Origin of the sequence: Ensifer sp. SSB1 (assembly GCF_016652895.1) — a bacterium.
In the GTDB taxonomy this organism is placed as follows: domain Bacteria; phylum Pseudomonadota; class Alphaproteobacteria; order Rhizobiales; family Rhizobiaceae; genus Ensifer.
On record NZ_JAEPRP010000187.1, the window covers coordinates 1 to 13854 of the forward strand.

Genomic DNA, 13854 nt, shown 5'->3' on the forward strand with positions numbered 1-13854 from the left:
ACCGCCCAGTAGCTAAAGCCGCTGCTCGTCCATCTCACCATGTTGTAGCCGTCGGTCTGTTTGCTTTGGGGGCCGGAAGTCCCGGCCGCTGCCGGCTCCGCCACCACCGTGATGAGATGCTCGTTGTGGCGATAGACGAGTGTCGGGACGGCATTGCCTCCGATGACGTCGACGCGGCCGCCGACAAGCGAGAAGCCTTTCGCAGCCAGATCAGGCGCCGGCGGCGAAATACCGATCCGGTTGTCGAGCCAAGGCTTTACCGTGTGGCGATCGGACGAGGCGATGTCGACCGGGCTTGCGGCAAGCAGGCTGCGGTGGTGGGTGCTTGCCACGAGATCGCTGGTGGTTTCGCTTGCCCGGTTCGCACCCAGCCAGTAGCCGCCGCTTCCCGCCGCGACGATGGTGAAGACAGTGGAGGCGGCCAGCGCCCGCCAGTCCACCTGCCAGCGTGGTTGCCGCGGAGGGGAAGTCGGACCGGAAGCGCCGGCGGCGGACTCGATCCTGTCGAGCAGCATTGTCCCAACCTCTGGGCGTTCGAGCCTGGCTAGTGCCGCGCGCGTAGCGATGATGGCCTCATGGGCCTTCCCCAGCTCCGGTTCGTCCGCGATACGGCGTTCGAGCGCTGCAGCGGTCGGCGCGTCGAGTTCGCCGTCGACAAGCGCGTTCAGCATTACAAGATCGGCTTCTGGCGGTAATCTGGCTTCAGTCACGATGGGCCTCCGCGATCGAGGTGGCGAGCAGGAGGCGCGCGCGCGACAGGCGCGACATCACCGTACCGATCGGCAACGACAAAAGGTCGGCGATGTCGCGATAGCTCAAATCATTGAATTCGCGCAGCACCAGAATCTCGCGCAGTGGCGCCGGCAACGCATCAACGGCCCGCTGGACGGCGGCGGCCTCGACCTTGCGGATTAGTTCGGCCTCCGGCGTCAGGATCGGGGTGCCGGTGAAAGCTGCACCTGCCGTTTCGGCCAGCCGGTCTATCTCCGCGTCGTCGCCGAGCACAAGGACCGCTTTCGGGCGGTTCTTCGTCATCCAGGTGAACGCGGTATTGCGCACGATGGCCAGCAGCCAAGCACGCGGATGCAGCACAGTGCCGCGCCCAGTCGCGGCGTACGCCCTCAGGCAAGCCTCCTGCACGACGTCCTCCGCATCGTCGCGATTGCCCATCAGCCCGCGCGCGAAGATCAGCGCGTCCTGAAGGTGCGGCACGACCAGTTCCCGGAATCGGGTCGCCGGCTGATCCTCGTGCACAGCGCTCGTATCCTTCTTTGCCGCGCCGGCCGCGCGCCGCCGCGGGCGGTCATTTGACGACAATGCTACCCTTCATGAAGGGGTGCAAACCACAGAAATAAGCGACCGTGCCGGATTGGGCGAAGGTCCGGGCAAAACTGTCGTCGGTATCGAGCGGCCCGGAGCGGAAACTGCCGTCGCCCGCCACGATCGTGTGGACCATGTCATCGGAATTGACGAAGCGCACCGTGTCGCCAAGCTCGATCGTCAACGTCTGCGGCTTGAATGTGAAATTCGAGATTACCACCCGCGCCTCCGCTGCGCCAGCCGGAGCTATCGGCTGGACAAGAAGGGCGACGAACGTGGCGGCAAGCCCCATCTTGGCGGACTTAAGCAGCGTGCCGGGCATGGTGATTGCTCCTTTCCAGCGCGTTCGCGACAGCCCTCTCAGGCGAGGGTGGTATCGGTGATCGCGAGCCTTTCCTTGCCGACCGTGAAGTCGACGGAGGTCAGGCCCAGCATCGACCGCAACTGGTCAGCCGGAACGATCACGGGGCCGGGCTTGTCGGCCGTGCCAGGTTGCGGTTGCGGAAAAGCCGTCGAGCGGGCGGTGTGGAAGACCATGTTGCCCTCCACCTTCTGGATGATCTGGTGGATGTGGCCATTGAGAACAGTCACAGAACCGAAGCGTCGAAGCAGCGCGAGTGCTTGCGCGGCATCGTCGGTGCCCCAGCCCCATTGCGGATAGATCGACCACAGCGGGATATGGGCGAAGACGACGATCGGCGTCGAGGCCGAGCGTCCGTCGAGGTCATTCTTCAGCCAGGCGAGTTGCTCGGCGCCGAGATTGCCAAGCCCCCCCGCCTTGAGATCGACGACATTGACCAGCCCGATGAAATGGACCCCGTCGCGGTCGAATGCATGCCAGCCGGCGCCAAGCGTTCCCTTTCCATAGCGATCGAGATAGGCCTTTCCCTGTCCCGGATCGATCAGGTCGTGCTCGCCGGGAACATAGAAAACCTCCAGTCCTGTGCTGTCGATGATGCGGGCGGCATCGTCGAATTCACCGTCCTTGGACAGATGGGTGATGTCGCCCGTATGGATCATGAACGCGGGCTTCACCGGAAGCGCCTTGATCCTGTCGGTCGCCTCGGTCAGCGTATCGACGGCGGTCACCTTGGCTTCCTTGTCGAAGCCGATATGGCTGTCCGAGATCTGCAGGAAGGTCATCGCACCTTGCGCGGCGTCGGCCGCCTGAGCTGTGTCGAGCAAGCTGAGCGACTTGGGGATGCCGCCCGAGACGGTCCACACCACGCCCGTTCCCGCCCATACCATGCATTCGAGCGCATGCCGGCGCGTCAGCACGAAGGCAGCATCGGTCACTTGTTCGTCCTTGCGCATTTCCGTTCTCCTTCGAACGTGAGCGTCCGAGTAGGAGACCGAGAAAGCCCCGCGCTTATTCTGGGCAAGCGCTCACTTTATCGCGAGCCGTGGCGCGGAGACAAGTTTGGCCGCCGGGAAGTGGTTCATGCGGCTGTCAACCGCCTGGCAAAAAGCTCGCCGGCAAACTTGCATGCTGCTCTATAGTTCGAACTGACTTCTGTCAGATGCGGTTCCGCAGCGGCACAGTCCTTCACCGCAAGGGGACACCGTGTCCTGAATAAGCAACCGGACGGAGGGTTCGTCGGGCTCGGTATCTCGCCCTTGATCAGGGTGGGCTTCTATGGCGCTCCACCGCCGGATCAGCTTCGGGAACCGAGGCGACCGCGTCACGCGACGACATCATCGACATACTCCGGTCGCTAGCACGGCCGGGAAGGTGAGTGGCGGTAGGTTGCGTGATCGCGACGGAGCTGGATCATAGACAACTGAAACAGCAGCTCTTATATTTAGCGCTTGGTATTACCTCTAACTAAGGATGGTTGCGATGGCGTCCCCAACCTCGCTCAAGCTCGATGATGAACTGAAAGGTCGCGTTCAACACTTAGCTGAAATCCGCCGCCGATCGTCTCACTGGATCATGCGAGAGGCGATTGCGCAATACGTCGAGCGAGAAGAGAAGCGAGAAACATTGCGACAGGACACGCTGGACGCGTGGGAGGAATATCAATCGACGGGCCTCCATGCCACTGCGGCCGAGGTCGAAAAATGGCTATCCACGTGGGGAACTGACGACGAGAGCGCTGCGCCTGAATGCCACAAATAGTCTTCTCTCCAGCGGCTGTTCGTGACCTAGAGCGTCTCCGAAAATACTTGCAGCCCAAAAGCCCTTTGGTAGCCAAGCGAGCGGCTGAAGCCATCCTGAAGGGTGTGCAGGCCCTTGGCGCACATCCAAAAATGGGGCGCCTTATTGATGATCTGCCGGATCCGTATCGAGAGTGGCTCATTGATTTTGGAGATAGCGGATACATCACGCGTTACCGCATTGATGAGGACGTTTTGACAATCCTCGCCGTGCGGCACCAGAAAGAAAGCGGCTTCTGAGAGTAAACCGACGGTTGGACTGCTCATCAGGGAATACCAACAGACTCAGTTGTTCACCTTATGGCGATCTCGGATCGCGTAATGTATCGACCGGAACGCCTATCAGGTATCAGGTCGCCGATGATTGAGGTCATTCCTTGATGCGGGTGAGTTGATCCAGTGCTTCGTAGTGATTGAAGCACAAGCAGCGCGAATGTTTAACGTGTGCTTTGCGGGTGCTGATTAATCTATTCGAGTTGCGCGGCAGCCCCGGACAAATATTTGGACCTGTGCTTCTGAACCACAGGGCGCTCTACCCCACCGTCACAGCGGCCGCCCTAAGCGTTCATGAACCTATCTACTCTTTTTCGGCTTCGACGGGAGCAGGCCTTCGCGTTGCATTTGTTTGCGAGCATTCTTGCGCTGGCGGCTCACCGCCTCGGATTTCTCGCGCGCCCTCTTAACCGAGGGCTTTTCAAAAGCTTCGCGCATCCGCATTTCACGAAAAATGCCCTCGCGCTGGAGCTTCTTTTTCAGGACGCGGAGCGCCTGATCGACATTATTATCGCGTACTAGAACCTGCATTGGCCGCTCGTAGTTGGAAAGGTCGCTCAACTTACAAGTTTTCGCGCTGATTCCAAGTTCACAGTTTGCAGAAACTCGAGCCTTCTAAAATGAAAAGCAAGGCGACGCTGAAACCGGGTCCTCGAACCATGCCTCGAGTGGAATTCATGCGACCACAATCGGGACTTTGCTCGGTGACGCCTTCACCCGGTTGTAAAGGTCGATGACGTCCTGGTTGATCATGCGCACGCATCCGGAAGATGCCTGGGTGCCAATGGTCCACCACTCCGGTGAGCCGTGTACGCGATAGCCAGTATCGTGGCCGTCCTTGTAGATATAGTGCGCTCGGGCGCCGAGCGGGTTGTCGAGTCCGCCCGGCTGACCGCCCGTCCATTTCACAAGCTCTGGCTTGCGCGCGATCATCTCTTTGGGCGGCGTCCAAGTCGGCCACTGCTTTGTGTACTGGATCTCGGCGCGACCGCTCCATTCAAAGCCGGCCTTGCCGATGCCTACGCCGTAACGGATCGCTTCACCGCCTTCCTGCACCCAATAGAGATGCCGCTCGCTGAGCCGCACCACGATGGTGCCCGGCGCCTCTCCGGTTGGATCGATAACGATTTGCCGCCGGAATTCCGGCTTGACCTTCTGGTATGGAATTGCCGGGATCACGAAACCATTGTCGATCGTCGAGGCATACATCGTGCCGTTGTCGGTGATGTTGCTGTCGACGCTGATCGGTGGGATAGCCCCGGTCGACATGTTGTCAACGCCCGCAGGCGACAAACGAGCGGACGGCTCGAGCGGTTCCAGCGATGGGAGTTCAAGCGCCTGCGAGCAGCCGGAGGCACCAATTAACGTCATGACACCGAGGCCTGAAAGCACGCTGCGACGGGAGACGAGATAACCGGGCTCTAAAATGGTGTCGCCGGAGGACAGCTTCTGATCTTGCGGCTTACGCATGCACTCTTCACCCCAAAAGAACGGTCGGCATCATGCCCTCCGGCTGGGCGCATTTTCACAATTCATGGTTAAGAAGGCGTGAAATGGGCCTGCATGCTGCTTTCTACTTGCAAGTGTAGGGTGGCAGACGCGATGCCATGCATAAGCCAGTTCCTCGTCGCAAGGACTGCATTTCTGGTTCTGGGCAGCAATTATGCACTCCATTGAACCCAGGGCGAGCTGCTTGCCCGCGGTTCGAATCCCTTCAAGGCGAGGGATTTAGACGCCTCATCGCTTCAAAAGGGCGGGCGTGGCGTTTGGATTTCCCTCGCGCCAGCGCCGGTAGCAAGTGGTCGTCCTTGTGGACCATTGTCGTTCCGGCGATCATTCGGCACGTTTGCGGCCCGTGATCATCGCGCGGACCAGATTTTCCTTGTGCTCGATGCTGGCGAGCACAACGCCTGCGACGTGCAAGCCAATAAGACCAAGGGTCAGGTTCGCCAGCAGTTCATGGGTCTCCTCCACCCACGCGACACCCCAATAGGCGTCGGTCGTCATCATATATCCGGTTGCGGCGATGCCGGAGATTGAGATGAGAAGAGCTATCACCATCGCGCCTCCGGCCGGGTTGTGGCCAATATAGCGTTTGGCTTTCAGTGCTATGCTGTCCAGAAGAAATCTAACGGTTGTGACCGGGCTGTATATGAAGTTCGAAAATCGCGCGTGGCGAGTACCGATAAAGCCCCAGATGACGCGAATGACCAGAAGCCCGATGATTACGTATCCCGCCAGGATATGGGCCTTTTTCCACTCGTCGCCTGTCAGGTAGGAGAAGGCAAACAGTCCGACGAGACCCCAGTGGAACACGCGCACGAGCGGGTCCCAGACATTGACCGTCGGCGGCGAGCCCGTGCTCGCCGCATCTAGATCCATCGTGCCCATGATCATTCGCTTTCGTTGCCGACCGCAGCGCCGGTCTCGGGGTTGAACACGGTCTCAACCTTGTTGCCCTTGGCGTCGATAGCGTAAACTTCGTAGCAGCTGCCCTCGACTTTCACCCGGCGCACATCGAGGCCCGTGGCTTTGGCTTTTTCCTTGATGCTGTTCTCGCTAAGCCACTTGTCCTTGGCCGCGCTTGTGCAATTCTGCCCTTCTTCGGCGCGGGCGACGCCTCCAGAGGCGGTGGCGAGCAGGAGGGTCGCGAGGATGATCATCTTCATTTGTCTTCTCCATCAGATACCCAGGAGCGGTTCTGCTCTTCTGGTCGACGTCGAACCTATGGCAGGCAACATGACGACGACCTGATGGAGATTGTCAGGTTCTTGTCATCTGCGATGGGCTATCGGTGTGCGATGTGTTCGTTTCGCATCCTCAGCGTCTTTGCGCTTCTCCTTCTCGGCCTGCCCCTGCTGCCGGGACCTGCCCGTGCTGACGATGACCGCTCACATGCTGCCGGAGACGACGACGTCCCGTCGCACGATGATCTCAGCGAGCTTGTCCGGGAGGGCAGAATTCACCCACTGGCCGTTCTGAAGGCGCAAGTCCTGACCAAACTGCCGGGCGAATTGATCGATGTCAGGGTGGAGCGCGACGACGGCGTTATCATCTATGAATTCCGGATCCTGAGGGAAAGTGGCCGGGTCACCGAAGTGGAGGTGGAAGCCGCCTCGGGCAGGATCGTCGAAATCGAGAACGAATGATGCGTCTGCTGCTTGCCGAAGACGATCCGCTTATCGCCCGTGACGTGGGTGCTCATCTTGCGAAGGCGGGCTTTAATGTCGTGCACGAGAAGAATGGAGAGGCGGTGTTGTTCGCGGGCGAACATGAGGACTTCGCGGCCGTCATACTCGACCTGGGTTTACCCACGATCGACGGCCTCACCATCCTGAAGAGGTGGCGTTCTGCTGGCCGAGGCATGCCCGTGATCATCCTGACGGCACGAGGCAACTGGGAGGAGCGCGTGGAGGGCATCAACGCAGGTGCTGATGACTATCTCGGCAAGCCCTTCCGTATCGCCGAATTGCTTGCCCGACTGCACGCCGTGCTGCGCAGATATTCCGGCCAAGCGAGCGCAGTCCTGTCCTCTGGGCCCGTTTCAATCGACACCCGCCATCGTACGGTTGCGATCGACGGGGTGCCCGTGGACGTAACACCCCTGGAATACAAATGTCTCACTGTCCTCATGCAGAACCGCAGTCGCGCCGTTTCGCAGATGGAGTTGACCGAACAGCTCTACACTCAGGACTTCGAACGGGAGAGCAATTCCGTTGAAGTCCTTATCGGACGATTGCGAAAGAAACTCGGGCGGGACGCAATCGTCACGCGCCGGGGCTTCGGCTATCAGATCGCGGCGGACGAGTGATGAGGTCGCTCCATGGCCGCTTCATTCTTACATCCGTGGTCGTCGTCTCGATCTGCCTCGCAGCGGCGTTTTTTGCTCTCGTTCAGATTTTTGCGGAAAGCTACAGTACGCGCCTCCAGAACGAATTGACCGGGCACATAAACCGACTGGCTGCCGTCATCCGCTTCTCTGCTGACGGGAAGGTCCAGGTGCCTGAGAATCCTCCGGACAATCGTTTCCTGCTGCCTTATGGCGGTCTGTATTGGCAGATCGACGATCCAGTCGGGAAAGTTGAGCTGCGGTCGGCCTCGCTATTCGACTACGCCCTGCCGCTGCCGCGGGAGGCGCACCCGGTCGGCGTCATGCACCAGTATCGCCTCGCTGGTCCGGAGGGAAAGGATGTCCTGGTCCAGGAGCGCGTTCTGTTGTTGGCCGCACCCGAAGGGAAAAGGCCTGTCCGGATTGCGGCTGCGGTGAATGCGGATGAGGTCGACAACGCACGCGCGGCCTTCGCTCTCGACATCCTGCCCTATGTGGGCGTGCTGGCCGTGCTGCTGGTCCTCATGTCGATCATCCAGCTCTGGATCGGCCTGAGACCCCTCGACCACATCGGCCGCGACCTCGAGGCGGTGCGTGACCGCAGCGTTAGGCGCTTGGCAGGTCCATACCCCCGTGAGGTCCAGCCGCTCGTCGATCGGTTGAACAGACTGCTGGAAACCCAGGCCACGGCCATGGACAACGCAAGGGGCCGGGCCAGCGACCTGGCGCATGGACTGAAGACGCCGCTGACTGTCCTCACCAACAATGCCTTGACCCTCCGCGAGAAGGGTGAGATCGAAATCGCTGGCGAACTCGACCATCTGGCCGATACCATGCTCTCCCATGTCGAGCACGAGCTGGCCCGTGCGCGGCTCACACCGAGCGCGGACCAGCGGAGCGGCGATGCCGACGTCGCCAGGATCGTCGGCGAGACGATCCGGATGCTTCAGCACACCGAGGCAGGCGAGCGCCTTTCATGGGAGGCCGGCTTGCAGGAGGGCCTGACGGCGCCGATTGACCCGCATGATTTTCGCGAATTGGTCGGCAACCTTCTCGAAAACGCATCGAAATGGGCCACGAGCCGTGTGGCTGTCACGGCCGTCCGGCGCGATGGTTTTATCCGGCTTGTGGTCGAGGACGACGGCCCGGGGGTGTCACCCGAGAGACTGCCGGACCTGCTGCGCCGGGGTGTGCGCCTGGATCGCCTGAAGCCCGGCTCGGGTCTTGGTCTGGCGATCGTATCGGAGATCGCCAATGTCTATAATCTGGCCCTAACCTTGGAGAATAGCGCCGAAGGCGGCTTGCGCGCGGAAGTCGCCGGTTCCGACCCGCGCCCTTCGCCGGAGACCTGATGTCGCGGAACATCAAAGCGAAGCTGAACTGAAACTTGGCCTTCTGCTTGTTGCGTCGGCGGATTGCTGCTTGGCTCGGCTCGCACTTCGCAGGCCGAACGGATGCCGCGCGATTTATATGGACAATCGCCATCGCTCCGGCTCTGGGGGGCCTACTTGTCGAGATAATCCGAAGCCTATGGCATCGGGAATGGGCCTGGACCTCGTCACTGCGCTGTCGATGTCGGCTGCACTCATCTTTGGAGAAGCCTTGGCGGCAACGGTTGTCGCGCTGATGTACACGGGCGGCACATTCCTCGAAAGCTTCGCGGAGGGGCGCGCGCCGCGAAAATGCGTGACTTACTCTCCCGCGTGCCGCGGACCGCGACGCGCATTGACGGCGGCCTGCGCGGGGTTCCTATCGACGACATCCGGTCTGGCGATCGGCTGCCGGTCCGACAGGGTGATGTCGTCCCTATGGACGGGAAGGTCGCGAGCGCCCGGGCCTTCCTCCGCACAGACGGCCCCGGCCGATGCAGATTATTTCACCGGGTTGCGCGATCGGGCTCGTGGTCGGCAGAGCAAGTGAAAACCAAGCCGGTTATTCCACGTAAGCTGGGCGCTGCTCGGCTCGACGTCGCATGACCAGCGATCCACTTCCGTCAGAACTGCCTTCCCGCCCTCACTTTGCCGCCGGCGGCTTTCTCGCCATCGCCTTCGATGTCGAAGAGCAGATCGGCTGAAAGCATCCAGAGGTCGGCCGTTTGAAGCGAGAAGCCGGCAGTGATCGACCCGAAAAGCCCGGATCCATCCTGGCCTGAATAGCCCGCGGTGACGCCGAGCTTGGGCGTGAGTGCCGATCCGTTGTCCAGCGTGAAGGAGCGGGCGATTTCAGCGCCGAGGCTGACGCGGAACTGCTGGGCGTCAAAGCCGTCGATCGCTATCTCGTCGCCTGCGTCGTTGCGCACCGAATAGTCATCCACCTTTTCGTTGAAGTAGACGGCCCTCAGCTTCGGCGTCAGCACCGTGGCGTCGTCGAGTTGCCACTCTCCCGTGATCGCGGTATCGATTATCCAGCGCGTCGTGTCGAAATCGCCGTTCCAGAACTCGGTATCGATATCGTTGGCCGAACCGCCGTAAAGAAGGCTGGTATCCCAGAAGACACCCTGGCCGATTTCGAGCGAGGCATAGGGACCGGCAAACCAGCCATTGCCCGTCAGTTCCGCATCCGCGTCACTCGGATCGGTCATGCGATCGAAGTGGAACGACAGGCCGACAAGCGCTCGCTCCGACAGCAGATAGTCGGCGCCAAGATTGAGCATCGCGAAGCTGCCCCACTTGCCGTCGTTCTGGTCCCGCTTGTGTGCGAGGAAGGTGCCATCGATCCAGATGTTGAAGGGCGGCAAGGCTGTTGCCTCGATGCCGTCCGCGGCGTCCCGCGCGGCATCCAACTGCGCAAGGCTGGTCGAGAAACTGGCTGTCATGCCCTCCTCGGACGGTGTCATGCGCGCGGTGACCGAATCTGTTGCGTGTTGCATCTGCCGACGCTCGAGAAGGCCGGGAACGTATATGCCGTTGGCGATCAGGCCCTGCCGCGTCTCGACAAAGCCGCTGACGAGCGCGTTGATATCCTCCGCCACGTCGGTCGCGGCGTAGGCGAGATTATAGGTCACGGTGCCGATGTTCGAAGAGCCAAGCGAACTCGTCAGGCGGAAACCGACCCTGGCCGCGCCGGAAAATGCCGGATTGGGGGTAAACTGCAAGTACCAGCCGACCGGCCCGGTGACCGGACCTGCCTGGGCAAGCCGCCCCTGGATGATCGTGGCGGTGCCGGCGTTGGGAGGCTCCACGAAGGCCACGTCGGCGGACGTAAACGGTCCCCCGGTCGCGCCGCGATTGAGATAGATGTCAGGTGGGCTCGTGCCGGCGGGCACATTCACCACCTGGTCGGTGACGGTCGTTCCGCGTGAGTTGACCGTCATGCTGTAGGTCGCAGAACCGGACGCGCCGTTGTTGTCCTCGACCACCACGGTGAAGGTGTAGTTGCCTTGGCTTGCGGCATCGAGCGGGCCGGTCAGCTCGCCGGTCGAAACGTTGAGCACCATGCCGCCGGGTAACGCGCCGGATCCGATCCGATAGAGGAGCGGTGCCGCCCCGCCGGTCGCCGTGATCTGCTGGCGATAGTCCTCGCCGGCCATCGCATCGCCGAGGGTTCCGGGCTGAGGCGTGAAGGTGAAGGCGGCGATCGGCGCCCTGACGGCAAGCGAATAGGTGGCCGAGCCCGTGGCGCCATAGGCGTCGGTGGCGGTAACGGTGAAGCCGAAGTTGCCCGTTGCCGTGGGCGTGCCGCCGACATGGCCGGTTGTGCCGTCGAGCGCAAGTCCGGCCGGAAGTGCACCTGCCGCCGTCACGGTGTAGGCATAGGGCGCGGTGCCGCCGGATACGGCAAGGGTCTGGGCGTATACAGTTCCCTTGGTGCCGTCGGCAAGCGCGCCTGCGCCAGGCGAGAGTACCAGCGTCGGTGCCGTCACCGTGACGGTAACCGTTGCGGCCGATGAGGTTCCGGCAGCATTGGTGGCAGTATAGGCGAAGCTGTCCGTCCCGGAATAGCCGGGCGCCGGTGTGTAGGTTATGGTCGTGCCAGACGCTGTCGCCGTGCCGTGGGCGGCAGGGTTTGCAACCGCAACGCTGTCGGCAGCACCCCCGGTGATCGCAAGTGTGATCCCGTTGGCCGTGGAGTTGGCCGCAACCGTGGCCGTGACGGCGTTGGCGACGGGCAGGACCTGGTCGACGACAAGGGCATAGCTTTGCGTGCCCGTGAAGGGGCCGGTACCGCTCGCCGCGTCGGTGGCGCTGATCGTGATGTTGAAGGTTCCGACCTCCGACGGCGTGCCCGAGAGAACGCCAGCGGCGCTGAGGTTGAGGCCGAGTGGAAGCGTGCCGGATGTGACAGAGTAGCTGTAGGGGGCAATGCCGCCGGATGCCGTCACCGTCTGGCTATAGGCCGCGCCGAAGGTCGCGTTCGGCAGGGTGGACGGTGCAACCGCGATTGCCGGAGCTGCAATCGTCAGGGAATAGTTCTCCGAGGCTGTAAAGGGTCCTGTTCCGGTCGAGCTGTCGGTGGTGTTGACCGTGAAGGTGAACGTGCCGCCTGCGGTCGGCGTGCCGGAAAGAACGCCGGCCGAACTCATGCTCAGGCCGGCCGGAAGCGTGCCCGTTACAGAGTAGGTATAGGGGCCGGTTCCGCCCGAGGCGCCAAAGGACTGGCTGTAGGCAAGGCCGGTCGTGCCGCCGGGTAGAGCGCCTGGTGGCGGCGACAGAACCATCGTCGGCGTGCCGACGGTCAACGCATAGGCACGCGCGCCCGTATAGGGTCCGGTCCCTGCGCTGTCGGTGGCGGTGACCGTGAAGTGGTAGGTTCCCCCACCGGTCGGCGTGCCTGAGATGGTGCCATCGGCGGCCAGCGCGAGGCCGTCCGGGAGTGCGCCTGCGGTGATCCCAAATGTAAACGGGGCAATGCCGCCCGTAGTGCTCACCGTCGCGCTGTACGAAATGCCGTTCGCCGCGTTCGGCAACGTCGCGGGATTGATGGTGATGCTCGGCGCGGCAATGCTGATGCTGGCTGCGGCCGTGCCGGTAAAGCTGCCATTCCCTCCCGAACTGTCGGTCGCGGTGACCACGACCGTGGCATTGCCTGCCGAAGTGGGCGTGCCGGAGATGACGCCTGCGCTGCTGATCGACAGGCCGGCCGGCAGTCCCGTTGCCGAGAAATTGGAATAGGGAGCGTTGCCGCCGCTGACGCTGACGGCGACCCCGCCGCTGTTATAGGCATCGCCCACCGTGCCGGTGGCGGCCGGGAGCGTGACCGAGAAGACGGGATCGTTCACCGTCACGAAGACCTGGCCGACATTGGAGGTGCCGCCCGGATTGGTCGCGACGTAGTTGAAGGTGTCCGTGCCACGGAAGCCGACTGGCGGCGTATAGCTGACGAGGCCGGTGCTATCGATGCTGATCGTGGCGCCATAGGACGAAGCCCCCACCTGATAGCCGGTCGGGTTGTTGGTTGCATGTGAGGCAGCACTGAAGGTCGTGGCCGAGGCAGAGCCGGCGTTATAGGTCAAACCGGAGATGGCGAAGGACGAGACAATCGGCGCCGGCGGCAAGACGACCGTCAGCGTCGCCGTCGCATTGGTGTTGTAGGGACCTGCCCCCAACGAGCTGTCAGTGATGTTGACGCTCACCGTGAAGGTGCCACTGGCCGTCGGCGTCCCGGTCACCACACCGCTGCCGCTATCGACCAGACCCGCGGGCAACCCGCTGACGCTGTTGACCGTATAGAGTGCTTTGCCGCCCGAGATCGTCACCGCGGCGTTGCCGGTGTTGTAGGCCATGCCGACGGTGGCCGTGGCCGACGGCAGCGTGACCGTAAGGGTCGGATTGCCGATCGTCAGAGTGACGGTGGCGGGGCTTGACGTGCCGCCGAGATTGGTCGCCGTGAAGGTGAAGCTGTCATTGGCATTGCGGTAGCCCACAGGCGGGATGTAGGTCACCTGTCCGCTGCTGTCGACGCTGACCGACCCGCCTTGCGCAGTGGTTGAGGAGCCGACCGCGTAGCTCGTTGGATTGTTGCTCACGTGTGTGGACAGGTCGATCGACTGGCTGAAACTGGAGCCGTCATTGTAGGGAACGATCGAACCGTAGGTGAAGCTGGCCGCTACGGGTGGCGCTACGTACGTATACTGGTCGGACGCGCTGGTGGCGCTGGTGCCGCCGGGCGTGGCCACGGTGATGTCGTACGTGCCCGCCGAACTGGCCGGCGCCGTCGCGGTGATCTGCGTGTTGCTGTTGATCGTATAGGTCGCCGTTGTCGCCCCGAATTTCACAGCGCCTGTCGGATTGGCTGCGGCTAACCCTCTGCCCGTGATGGTCACCGTCGTCCCACCG

The 13854-nt window shown here is 62.1% G+C and carries 15 protein-coding genes; 5 read left to right on the plus strand and 10 right to left on the minus strand.

Translation table 11 applies throughout. The features are described 5' to 3' along the window. From I8N66_RS31250 to I8N66_RS31270, 5 genes are all read right to left on the minus strand, one after another. Nucleotides 1-710, minus strand: a 710-nt coding sequence (locus tag I8N66_RS31250) for an anti-sigma factor (RefSeq protein ID WP_291162447.1), incomplete at its 3' end; no start/stop codon positions are given. Then, nucleotides 703-1254: a sigma-70 family RNA polymerase sigma factor gene (locus I8N66_RS31255; protein WP_291162450.1), complete on the minus strand. Its 552-nt coding sequence runs from the start codon at nt 1252-1254 to the stop codon at nt 703-705. The genes I8N66_RS31255 and I8N66_RS31250, both read right to left, overlap by 8 nt. Nucleotides 1255-1303: 49 nt before the next feature. After that, nucleotides 1304-1642 (minus strand): cupredoxin family copper-binding protein, encoded by a 339-nt coding sequence (locus tag I8N66_RS31260; RefSeq protein ID WP_291162453.1) that lies wholly within the window; start codon nt 1640-1642, stop codon nt 1304-1306. 38 nt (nt 1643-1680) lie between these two features. After that, a complete protein-coding gene (locus tag I8N66_RS31265; RefSeq protein ID WP_113536979.1) occupies nt 1681-2634 on the minus strand; it encodes a metallophosphoesterase in 954 nt (317 codons plus the stop codon). A gap of 125 nt (nt 2635-2759) precedes the next feature. Continuing rightward, a complete protein-coding gene (locus I8N66_RS31270) occupies nt 2760-2945 on the minus strand; it encodes an oligopeptide/dipeptide ABC transporter ATP-binding protein (protein ID WP_365888163.1) in 186 nt (61 codons plus the stop codon). A 215-nt stretch (nt 2946-3160) separates the two neighbouring features. Between I8N66_RS31270 and I8N66_RS31275 the strand changes: the two genes are divergently transcribed. Together I8N66_RS31275 and I8N66_RS31280 are read left to right on the plus strand one after the other, a co-directional pair. Further along, nucleotides 3161-3439 (plus strand): CopG family ribbon-helix-helix protein, encoded by a 279-nt coding sequence (locus I8N66_RS31275; protein WP_291162456.1) that lies wholly within the window; start codon nt 3161-3163, stop codon nt 3437-3439. Then, nucleotides 3427-3717 (plus strand): type II toxin-antitoxin system RelE/ParE family toxin, encoded by a 291-nt coding sequence (locus I8N66_RS31280; protein ID WP_291162459.1) that lies wholly within the window; start codon nt 3427-3429, stop codon nt 3715-3717. The genes I8N66_RS31275 and I8N66_RS31280 overlap by 13 nt, the downstream gene beginning before the upstream one ends. A gap of 333 nt (nt 3718-4050) precedes the next feature. On the opposite strand, the gene rpsU is transcribed toward I8N66_RS31280, so the two are convergent. The 4 genes from rpsU to I8N66_RS31300 form a co-directional block, all read right to left on the minus strand. Then, a complete protein-coding gene (gene rpsU / locus I8N66_RS31285; RefSeq protein ID WP_291162462.1) occupies nt 4051-4281 on the minus strand; it encodes a 30S ribosomal protein S21 in 231 nt (76 codons plus the stop codon). 144 nt (nt 4282-4425) lie between these two features. Beyond that, complete coding sequence (locus I8N66_RS31290; RefSeq protein ID WP_291162465.1) at nt 4426-5220, minus strand: L,D-transpeptidase; 795 nt, start codon at nt 5218-5220, stop codon at nt 4426-4428. Nucleotides 5221-5583: 363 nt separating this feature from the next. Then, a complete protein-coding gene (locus tag I8N66_RS31295; protein WP_291162468.1) occupies nt 5584-6147 on the minus strand; it encodes a cytochrome b/b6 domain-containing protein in 564 nt (187 codons plus the stop codon). Beyond that, complete coding sequence (locus tag I8N66_RS31300) at nt 6144-6419, minus strand: PepSY domain-containing protein (protein WP_291162471.1); 276 nt, start codon at nt 6417-6419, stop codon at nt 6144-6146. The genes I8N66_RS31295 and I8N66_RS31300 overlap by 4 nt, the downstream gene beginning before the upstream one ends. 102 nt (nt 6420-6521) lie before the next feature. Here I8N66_RS31300 and I8N66_RS31305 point away from each other — a divergent pair, with 102 nt between their 5' ends. Genes I8N66_RS31305 through I8N66_RS31315 form a run of 3 tightly spaced genes read left to right on the plus strand, consistent with a single transcriptional unit; the run spans nt 6522 to nt 8931 of the window. Continuing rightward, entirely contained in the window at nt 6522-6899 is a 378-nt protein-coding gene (locus I8N66_RS31305; RefSeq protein ID WP_223730968.1) for a PepSY domain-containing protein, read from the plus strand. After that, nucleotides 6896-7561 carry a response regulator transcription factor gene (locus I8N66_RS31310; protein WP_223730969.1) on the plus strand — a complete coding sequence of 222 codons (666 nt, stop codon included), beginning with the start codon at nt 6896-6898 and terminating at the stop codon, nt 7559-7561. Before I8N66_RS31305 ends, I8N66_RS31310 begins: the two co-directional genes overlap by 4 nt. A 35-nt stretch (nt 7562-7596) precedes the next feature. Then, nucleotides 7597-8931, plus strand: a complete 1335-nt coding sequence (locus I8N66_RS31315; RefSeq protein WP_291162479.1) for a sensor histidine kinase — start codon at nt 7597-7599, stop codon at nt 8929-8931. A 641-nt stretch (nt 8932-9572) separates the two neighbouring features. On the opposite strand, the gene I8N66_RS31325 is transcribed toward I8N66_RS31315, so the two are convergent. Then, nucleotides 9573-13841 (minus strand): putative Ig domain-containing protein, encoded by a 4269-nt coding sequence (locus tag I8N66_RS31325; protein WP_291162482.1) that lies wholly within the window; start codon nt 13839-13841, stop codon nt 9573-9575. Between the last annotated feature and the right edge of the window lie 13 nt (nt 13842-13854).